Source organism: Okibacterium fritillariae (genome assembly GCF_052783725.1).
Genome location: NZ_CP199917.1, coordinates 3,146,214 through 3,154,576 on the forward strand (window position 1 = coordinate 3,146,214; position 8,363 = coordinate 3,154,576).

Below are 8,363 nucleotides of genomic sequence, written 5' to 3' on the forward strand. Positions count from 1 at the left end.
AGCCGGGTGAGCAACGACCGCCCGACTGACCCCGCCTCCGCCGCGCCGACGCCGGCCCCGGGTGCGCCAGCGGGCCCGTACGCCGCCGGCACGCCCGTCCCGCCCCGCCCGGCCATGCCCCCCGCGGGCGTCCCGCAGCCGCCCTACGGCTCCGCGCCAGCAACCCCCCAGCAGCAGCCCGCGCCGCGCACGCCCGCTTCGCGCCGCCGCTCGGTGATCGCGCTCATCGTCGTCGCCGCCCTGCTCCTCGGTGCCGTGGGCGCCACGATCGGTGCCCTCAACCGCGACGTCTACTCGGCCGCCGGTTTCGTGCGCACCTACCTCGGCCATCTCGCCGCGCGGGATGCCGCAGCCGCCCTCGCCGTGCCGGGGGTCGCCGTCTCGGCCAAACAGCTCGCCGCTGACGATCTTCCCGCCGACGCCTCCGACGCCCTCCTCCGCCGCGCCGCCCTTGGCACCCTCACCGACATCGAGCTGGTCTCCGACACCGATCGCGGCAACGGCCGCCACGAGGTGCGCTACTCCTACAACGCGGGCGGCGTGTTCGGCGAGTCGACCTTCGACGTCGAATCGGCCGGAACCCGGTTCCCGCTCATCCCCGCCTGGCGCTTCCACACGAGCCCGCTGTCGGTCGTGAACCTCACGGTCGAGCATTCGACGTCGTTCCGCGCCAACGGTTTCGCGGTCGACACGCGGCAAGTAGCGCCCGAGGGCGAGAAGCCGGCCTTCAACAACGTCGTCAACCTGCAGGTCTTCACCCCGGGCCGCTACACCTTCGACCACGAGTCCGATCTCCTGACCGCCTCCCCCGACAAGCTCCTGGTCGAGAAGCCCGCCGCCGTCGATGAGGCCACGGTCACGACGGCGCCCACCGACGCTTTCGTCGACGCCGTTCAGGAGGCCGTCGACGACCAGCTCGACGCCTGCGCCGAGCAGACGGTCCTGCTGCCGACCGGCTGCCCCTTCGGCACCACGATCGACGACCGCGTGCAGGGCGATGCGGCCTGGTCCATGACCGAATACCCCGAGATCGAGATCGAAGCCGGTGAGGATGCCTGGAGCATCCCGTCGACGCCCGGCACCGCGCAGATCGAGGTCACCGTGCAGTCCCTCTTCGACGGCTCGGTCAAGCAGCTCGACGACGACGTCGACTTCGACATGGTCGGCTCGGTCTTCGTCACGGGCGACCAGAAGGTCACGGTCGTCACCGAACCGGCCCCCACCTCCCGCCGCAACTAGCCGTCGCTAGCGAGAGTCGCGCGCGGCCATCTTCTCGAGCCGCTGGTTGTATTCCTTGAGTTCGGCGTCGTCGGTGCGGTCCGCGTTGCGGTCGACGCGCTTCTGTTCCTTCGTGTCGCTCTTCGCCCACTGGATGGCCACGACGATCGCGAGCGCCACGGTCGGAATCTCGCCGACGCTCCACGCGATGCCACCACCGGTCTGCTGATCGATCAACGGCGTATCGCCCCAGGTGCGACCCATCGCCCCGAACCAGTCCGCGAGGAACAGCCCGGTGCTCGACATGATCGCGAGCCCGAAGAACGCGTGGAACGCCATGGTCGCGAGCAGCAACAGCAAGCGGAACGCATACGGCAGGCGGTAGGGAACCGGGTCGATGCCGATGAGCGACTGCACGAACAGGAAGCCGACGATGAGGAAGTGGATGATCATCCACTCGTGTCCGAAGTGGTCGGTCATGGCCCAGCGCAGCAGCGGCGTGTAATAGAACACCCACAGCGAGCCCGCGAACAGCACGGCCGCAACCAACGGGTTGGCGATCACACCGGCGAACTTGGAGTGCACGGCCAGCAGGATCCACTCACGGGCGCCGCGCGAGCCATCCGACCGCTTCTGAATGGCACGCATGGCGAGCGTCACGGGGGCACCGGGAACGAGCAGCACGGGCACGGCCATGGTCAGGCCCATGTGCCCCAGCATGTGGATGCTGAACAGGTAGTCCTGGTAAGCGTTGATGCCGCCGTTGGTGAGGTAGAACAGCACGAGCATGCCGAGCACCCACAGCACCGAACGGTAGACCGGCCAGGCGTCGCCGCGTTTGCGCAGGCGCCGCACGCCGGCGAGGTAGAAGAAGATGCCGAACGCGCAGACGAGCACCCAGATGAGGTCGAAGTCCCACGTGGTGAAGAGGCGCACGAAGGTGAGGGGCGCGGGCAGCGGCTCATCGGTCAGCAGCTGCGCGGGCGTCTGCACGGGCGGAACTTCTTCGCCCACGGGCGTCGCCGTGCGGGCGAGTGCCGCGGCCACACCCGTCGCCACTCCCATGAACGCGAGCTCGGCCGTGGCCAGCCACCAGAACCGACCGGTGATGGATGCCGCAACCGTCGTGCTCGCGGCGGCCATGCGGTCGATGATCCAGTTGCGGTGCAGCGCGCCGAACATGCCCAGCACGATCAGCGCCGCGACCTTGACCAGCACCAGCACGCCGTACGGGGTGAGCAACCGGTCGAGGCTGCCGATGCGCAACTCTGCGCTGACATAGCCCGAGACGGCCACAACGATGAAGCAGACGAGCGCCAGGGTGGAATAGCGTCGCAGCACGGCGATGAGACGCCCCTGCTCGAGATCCTTGCGAATGAAGACCAGCGTGATCAGCCCGCCCAGCCAGACGGCGGCGAACAGCAGGTGCAGCCCGAGCGCCGTGATGGCCGCGTTGTGCCCGGAGGTGCCGGCCGCGTGCCCCTGCTGGGCCATGGGGATGAGCGACGCCACGGCCAGCAGCCCCACGAAGAACATGAGCGTCTGCCCACGAATCGCGAAGCACAGCACCGTGACCGTCGCGCCGATGAGCGTGGTGGCGAGCCAGGCCTGGCCCACCTCGACCTGCGTGAAGAACAGGCCCAGCTTGGCGCCGAACGAGTCGTCGAACGACAACGCCGTGTTCGTGACGCTCAGGAAGGTGAAGAACCCCGTCAGACCGGATGCCACGGTGAAGAACCCGGCGCCGGCCGCGGCGATGTCGAGCGCATGCCCGTATTCGTCGCGTTTCGGGCTCAGCGCGAAGAGTGCCAGCGCCACCGAACCGATCATCACGGCCGCGCCGATGTTGACGAGCATCTTGGATGCCGGCAGCCCCCAGCGCACGAGAGCGCCCGGGTCGGCGAGCAACTGCGCCGTAGCGCCCCCGCCATAAGCGAGTGCGGCGATGAGCGCGAGGAATGCGACCACCAGAAGGGCCGCGGGCGCGGCGATGCGGGGTAAGCGTGGCACTTCATAAGCCTACGCTCTCCACCCGAGCGTTCCCTGCCCGCGCCGGCCCCGCACGGGAGCGTGGGAGCGCGTTAACGCCAGAAGGGGCGCCGCTTGCGCGACGCCCCTTCTGATCAGTGCAGGTGAGACTACTTGACCGCAGCCTTGAGCTTCGAACCAGCCGACACCTTGACCGAGTGGCCGGCGGGGATGGCGATCTCAGCGCCGGTCTGCGGGTTGCGGCCCGTGCGGGCAGCGCGCGAGGTGCGCTCGACGGCGAGCCAGCCCGGGATGGTGACCTTGACGTCGTTCTTCACCGAGTCGGCGAGAACGGAGAAAAGGGAGTCGAGGACGCCACTGACGGCGGCCTGGCTCTGGCCGGACTCGGATGCGACCTTGGCAACCAGTTCGGTCTTGTTAAGCGTCTTATCAGCCATTGAGTTGTCCTCCTCGGACGTGCTGTGTTGCACAGCGAGTTTGTTGTAGACGAATCGATGCGACCTGGGTCACATCCTTACCGGTCTCATCGACCGCCTCGAATGTACCAGGATTCCCCGCGTTTTCGCGGTTCATTGGGCCTAAAAGGCGTTTTCCGTCGGCGTGTCCCAGCAAACGTGGAGGCGTGGGAACGCCGAAAGGGCGACCGACGTGGTGTCGATCGCCCTTTCGGAACGTGAATGTCTGCTGATTACCAGCTGGACTTGGTGATGCCGGGCAGCTCGCCCTTGTGCGCCATGTCGCGGAAACGAACGCGCGAGATGCCGAAGCGCGAGAGGTGTCCACGGGGACGACCGTCGACCGCGTCGCGGTTGCGCAGGCGGATGGGCGAAGCGTCGCGGGGAAGCTTCTGCAGGCCGAGGCGTGCGGCCTCGCGGGACTCGTCGGTGCCGTTCGGGTCGACGAGCGCCTTCTTCAGCTCGAGGCGCTTGGCGGCGTAACGCTCGACGATAACCTTGCGCTGCTCGTTCTTGGCGATTTTGCTCTTCTTAGCCATGTTTAGCGCTCCTCACGGAATTCAACGTGCTTGCGCACTACGGGGTCGTACTTCTTGAGCACGAGACGGTCGGGGTCGTTGCGACGGTTCTTGCGGGTCACGTAGGTGTAACCGGTGCCGGCCGTCGAACGGAGCTTGATGATCGGACGTACGTCCTGGTGCTTTGCCATTAGATCTTCTCCCCACGGGCCAGGAGGTCCTTGACGACGGACTCGATGCCGCGTGCGTCGATGACCTTGATGCCCTTAGCGCTCAACGTGAGAGTCACGTTGCGACGCAGGGACGGCACGTAGTACGTCTTCTTCTGAATGTTCGGGTCGAAACGACGCTTGGTGCGTCGGTGCGAGTGCGAAATGTTGTGCCCGAAGCCGGGAGTGGCGCCGGTCACCTGGCAGTTTGCTGCCATGGTTTCCTCCAATTACCGCAGAGCGAATGCCCTGCCCAAGATCTCTTGTCGGCACAGTTCATCCCCAATCTGAAAGAAAGGGGGTATATGTGCGGTCTAGGCAGCGGAATCCACCCAGCCAAACATCAAGCTTAGACGCAGACACCCGGATGCCGCAACTCTCGTCGCCGGACTAGCGGGCGGAGGAGTTGGCCGCGGCCGCTTTCTGCGAGCAGGCCTCGCACAGTCCGAAGATGTCGACGATGTGCTGCGCTTCGGTGAACCCGTGCTCGCCGGCGACGCGGTGCGCCCACTGCTCGACCTCGGTCGCCTCGATCTCGACGGTTTTACCGCAGTTGCGGCAGATGAGGTGGTGGTGATGGGCGGTCGACTCGCACGCACGATAGAGGCTCTCCCCCTCGGGCGACTGCAGCGAATCTGCCTCACCTTCGGCCTGCAGGTCGGCGAGGGCGCGATACACCGTGGCCAGTCCGATGGGCGATCCGGTGTCGCGCAGCGAGGAGTGCAGGCTCTGCGCGCTGATGAAACCCTCGTTCTGGTCGAGCGCGCCGCGCACGGCCTCGCGCTGCCAGGTGTTCCTCTTCGCAACCATCATGTCTCCTCTGATCCGCCCCGCGATGGAACGTTTACCGCCACACGCGCCCCGGTCTACTGCCGGATGTGCGCCCCACTCGGACTCCCGGGTCAGACCGCGACGTTCTGTCGATGCATCCGACCCGCACGCGCACTCGTCCTCAACCCGATCACCCGGCACACCACGTAGATCGCGAACGAGATCGTGGTGATGTAGGGACTGATCGGCAGCGAGCCACCGATCGCCAACAGGATACCTCCGACCGCTGACACGAACCCGAAGATCATGGAGAGCAGCGGAACGAGCACGGGCGACGCCGACACGCGCAGAGCGGCGGCGGCCGGCGTCACCAGCAGCGCGAGCACCAGCAGGGCCCCGATGATCTGCACCGACACCGCGACGGTGAGGCCGAGTAGCACCATGAAGACGAGCGACACCGCGCGGGTGGGCACACCACGCGCGGCAGCGACATCCGCGTCGAGGCTGTCGAACGTGAGCGGTCGCCACATCAGCAGCAGCGCCACCATCACGACGATGCTGATGGCAATGAGGATGCCGAGCTGCGGGTCGTCGACCGAGATGATCTGCCCGGTCAGCAACCCGAACTTGTTTGCGCTGCGCCCCGGATACAAGGCCAGGAACAGGATGCCGAGCCCCAACCCGAACGGCATGAGCACGCCGATGATCGAGTTGCGATCGCGCGCCTTCGCCCCCAGCAGGCCGATCAGGATGGCGGCCACCAGCGATCCCACGAGCGAGCCCGCCACCACATTCGCCCCGAAGAGCAGGGCAGCGGATGCTCCGGCGAACGACAGCTCGCTGATCCCGTGCACCGCGAACGCCATGTCGCGCTGCATCACGAACACGCCGATCAGACCGCCCACGATGCCGAGCACCGCACCCGCGATGATCGAGTTCTGCACCAGGCCGAGCAGCTCGCCGTAGTTCTCGAAGTTGAAGAGACGCCCCCAGAGGGAATCATCCATTTTCACACCGCCGCCCACTGCCGCGACGAATCCCATGACACTCATACCGCCGCTCATCGCGCCCCACCGTCCCGCACATCGGGCAGACGTGTCGGCGCACCGGCGACTGCGCCGCTGCCATCCGATTCGTGATGATGCTGAGGTTCGCTCTCGGGAATCCCGACGACGACCACGCGTCCGCCCGTGCGCAGAACGTCGACCGGGGTGCCGTACAGCTCCGACAACACGTCGGCGCGCAGCACCTCGTCGGGCGTTCCTTCACGGAATCGCCCGCCGGCCAGGTAGAGGATGCGGTCGACCATGCCCAGCACGGGGTTCACGTCGTGTGTGACGAACACGACGGCGGTGTCATGCTCACGCCGGCGCCGATCGATGAGTTCGCTCACGCCGCGCTGGTGCTGCAGGTCGAGGCTCAGCAAGGGCTCGTCGCACAGCAGAAGGAGCGGGTCGCCGGCCAGCGCCTGTCCCACACGCAGCCTCTGCTGTTCTCCACCCGAGAGCACGCCGACGGGATCGTTGCCATAGGCCGTCGCCCCGACATCCGCGAGCAACCGGTCGACTTCGTCGCGCTCCCGCTTCCCCGTGAAGGGGATGCCGAAGCGATGTCCGTTCACACCGAGCGCCACCAGGTCGCGGCCCCGCATGGGCGTTCCCGCGGGGATCAGCTTCTGCTGCGGAATGTATCCGATGCGACGGTCCCCGCGCCGCGCGATGTGTCCGCCGACGTGCGCGCTGCCGGCATCCAGCTGCTGCTGCCCCAGAATCGTCTTCAACAGGCTCGTCTTGCCCGAGCCATTGGGGCCCAGCACGGCGAGAAATTCCCCGGGCCGCACATCGAGATCCAGCCCATCCCACAGCGTGCGCCCGCCGAACCCGAGCTTCGCCCCGCTCAACTGCAGAGCGGATGCCGCGGCCCCGGTCTTCCCGCGCCGCCGAGCCTCGGCCCCTCGTGGTCGTGAGGCGCCTTGACTCACTCCCTCAGCACCCGCGGGGCGCGCCGAAGCGCCACCGGCCGTTTCGGCGGTGGCGCCCAGGTCTTCGTTCGGAGAGCTCACTACTCGAGCACGTCCGAGACGGCCTTGATGTTCGCGGTCATCCAGCTCACGTAGGTGTCACCTTCTGGCATCGTTTCAGTGAAGGACACGACCGGGATGCCGGCATCCTTCGCCGCCTTCTCGACCTCAGCCGTTTCGGGCCCGCTCGTCTGCTCATTGTAGGCGAGCAGCGCCACCTCGTGATTGGTGAAGATGGCAAGCGTCTCCTGCAATACGGCCGGCGAAACGTCCGTGCCTTCCTCGATCGCCTCGCTGAACGCATCGGGCGTCTTGTTCTGCAAGCCGATCTCCTCGAGCAGGTACAGCGGCACCGGCTCGGTGATGGCGGCGCCCTTGCCCTCCGCCTGCGGCTTCAGCGCAGCCGCGGATGCTTCGAGCTCCTTCAACTGCGCCGAGAAGTTCTCATAGTTCTTCTCGTAGGTCTCGGCGTTGGCGGCATCCTTCTCCCCCAGCTCGTGCGCGAGTTCGTGCGCAACCTCGTCCATTGCCTGGAAGCTGTACCACACGTGCTCGTTGAAGCCCTCGATGTGATCGTGTCCCTCGTGCTCGTCCGCAGCCCCCGTGCTCGTGGCGTCGGCAGCCCCCGTGCTTTCCGCTTCAGCGGCCGGGCTGGATGTCTCGTCCTCGTGCTCGTGGTCGTGCGCCTCGCCCTCATGCCCGGGCATCAGCCCCGACAGCTCGGATGCATTGATCACGACGACGCCCTCGGTCGATCCGGCTTCGAGCAACGTGTCGACGAACGGGTCGTACCCACCACCGTTCTCCACGACGACGTCGGCTCGGGACACGGCCAGGCGGTCCTGCGCACTCGCTTCATAGCTGTGCGGGTCTTGCGCCGCGCTCGTGATGAGGCTCTTCACCTCGACGTCATCTCCACCCACCTGCTTGGCGATATCGCCGTAGACGTTGGTGGATGCGACGATCTGCACCTTGCCGGAATCAGCCGTACTGCCGCCCGTCGACGAACACCCCGTCAGGATGAGTGCGGCTACGAGCGGAGTGGCGACGATGGCGCCCAGAGCGGTCTTCTTCATGTCGAAAACGCTACCTTATTGATAACCGTAATCAAAATCGCTGACGACGCGGAGGGGTGATTGGAAGCTCGAGCTCGTTAACGACGGAGAGGCCGCCTTTCGGCGAC

General features: G+C 66.6%; 10 protein-coding genes. 1 reads left to right on the forward strand and 9 read right to left on the reverse strand.

Annotated elements, in window-relative coordinates; all coding sequences use genetic code 11:
- The first annotated feature begins 6 nt into the window (after window positions 1–6).
- Window positions 7–1,239, forward strand: coding sequence for a hypothetical protein (locus ACUWEX_RS14450; protein ID WP_445996700.1), 1,233 nt, complete (start codon window positions 7–9; stop codon window positions 1,237–1,239).
- 6 nt (window positions 1,240–1,245) lie between these two features.
- Here the strand turns inward: ACUWEX_RS14450 and ACUWEX_RS14455 are convergent, their stop codons facing one another.
- The 9 genes from ACUWEX_RS14455 to ACUWEX_RS14495 all read right to left on the reverse strand — a co-directional run bounded on the left by ACUWEX_RS14455 (window position 1,246) and on the right by ACUWEX_RS14495 (window position 8,256).
- Window positions 1,246–3,228: a cytochrome c oxidase assembly protein gene (locus tag ACUWEX_RS14455; RefSeq protein ID WP_445996701.1), complete on the reverse strand. Its 1,983-nt coding sequence runs from the start codon at window positions 3,226–3,228 to the stop codon at window positions 1,246–1,248.
- Window positions 3,229–3,356: 128 nt separating this feature from the next.
- Window positions 3,357–3,644 (reverse strand): HU family DNA-binding protein, encoded by a 288-nt coding sequence (locus tag ACUWEX_RS14460; RefSeq protein WP_077054659.1) that lies wholly within the window; start codon window positions 3,642–3,644, stop codon window positions 3,357–3,359.
- Window positions 3,645–3,895: 251 nt separating this feature from the next.
- Window positions 3,896–4,201 (reverse strand): 30S ribosomal protein S14, encoded by a 306-nt coding sequence (gene rpsN, locus ACUWEX_RS14465; RefSeq protein WP_077054658.1) that lies wholly within the window; start codon window positions 4,199–4,201, stop codon window positions 3,896–3,898.
- Between the two features lie 2 nt (window positions 4,202–4,203).
- Window positions 4,204–4,371, reverse strand: a complete 168-nt coding sequence (gene rpmG / locus ACUWEX_RS14470; RefSeq protein WP_077054657.1) for a 50S ribosomal protein L33 — start codon at window positions 4,369–4,371, stop codon at window positions 4,204–4,206.
- The gene (gene rpmB, locus ACUWEX_RS14475) at window positions 4,371–4,607 is read right to left on the reverse strand and encodes a 50S ribosomal protein L28 (RefSeq protein WP_077054656.1); all 237 of its coding nucleotides are present in this window, start codon (window positions 4,605–4,607) and stop codon (window positions 4,371–4,373) included. Before rpmB ends, rpmG begins: the two co-directional genes overlap by 1 nt.
- Window positions 4,608–4,779: 172 nt before the next feature.
- Entirely contained in the window at window positions 4,780–5,199 is a 420-nt protein-coding gene (locus ACUWEX_RS14480) for a Fur family transcriptional regulator (RefSeq protein WP_079728887.1), read from the reverse strand.
- Window positions 5,200–5,291: 92 nt separating this feature from the next.
- Window positions 5,292–6,167 carry a metal ABC transporter permease gene (locus ACUWEX_RS14485; protein ID WP_079728888.1) on the reverse strand — a complete coding sequence of 292 codons (876 nt, stop codon included), beginning with the start codon at window positions 6,165–6,167 and terminating at the stop codon, window positions 5,292–5,294.
- A 53-nt stretch (window positions 6,168–6,220) separates the two neighbouring features.
- Window positions 6,221–7,066: a metal ABC transporter ATP-binding protein gene (locus ACUWEX_RS14490; RefSeq protein ID WP_445997654.1), complete on the reverse strand. Its 846-nt coding sequence runs from the start codon at window positions 7,064–7,066 to the stop codon at window positions 6,221–6,223.
- A gap of 155 nt (window positions 7,067–7,221) precedes the next feature.
- Complete coding sequence (locus ACUWEX_RS14495; RefSeq protein WP_445996702.1) at window positions 7,222–8,256, reverse strand: metal ABC transporter substrate-binding protein; 1,035 nt, start codon at window positions 8,254–8,256, stop codon at window positions 7,222–7,224.
- Window positions 8,257–8,363 lie beyond the last annotated feature (107 nt).

What these genes read in the sequence shown, in the direction of transcription:
- ACUWEX_RS14460 (WP_077054659.1), bottom strand. Translation starts at nt 3,644, where the DNA reads ATGGCTGATAAGACGCTTAACAAGACCGAACTGGTTGCCAAGGTCGCA.
- rpsN (WP_077054658.1), bottom strand. Translation starts at nt 4,201, where the DNA reads ATGGCTAAGAAGAGCAAAATCGCCAAGAACGAGCAGCGCAAGGTTATC.
- rpmG (WP_077054657.1), bottom strand. Translation starts at nt 4,371, where the DNA reads ATGGCAAAGCACCAGGACGTACGTCCGATCATCAAGCTCCGTTCGACG.
- rpmB (WP_077054656.1), bottom strand. Translation starts at nt 4,607, where the DNA reads ATGGCAGCAAACTGCCAGGTGACCGGCGCCACTCCCGGCTTCGGGCAC.
- ACUWEX_RS14480 (WP_079728887.1), bottom strand. Translation starts at nt 5,199, where the DNA reads ATGGTTGCGAAGAGGAACACCTGGCAGCGCGAGGCCGTGCGCGGCGCG.
- ACUWEX_RS14485 (WP_079728888.1), bottom strand. Translation starts at nt 6,167, where the DNA reads ATGGATGATTCCCTCTGGGGGCGTCTCTTCAACTTCGAGAACTACGGC.
- ACUWEX_RS14495 (WP_445996702.1), bottom strand. Translation starts at nt 8,256, where the DNA reads ATGAAGAAGACCGCTCTGGGCGCCATCGTCGCCACTCCGCTCGTAGCC.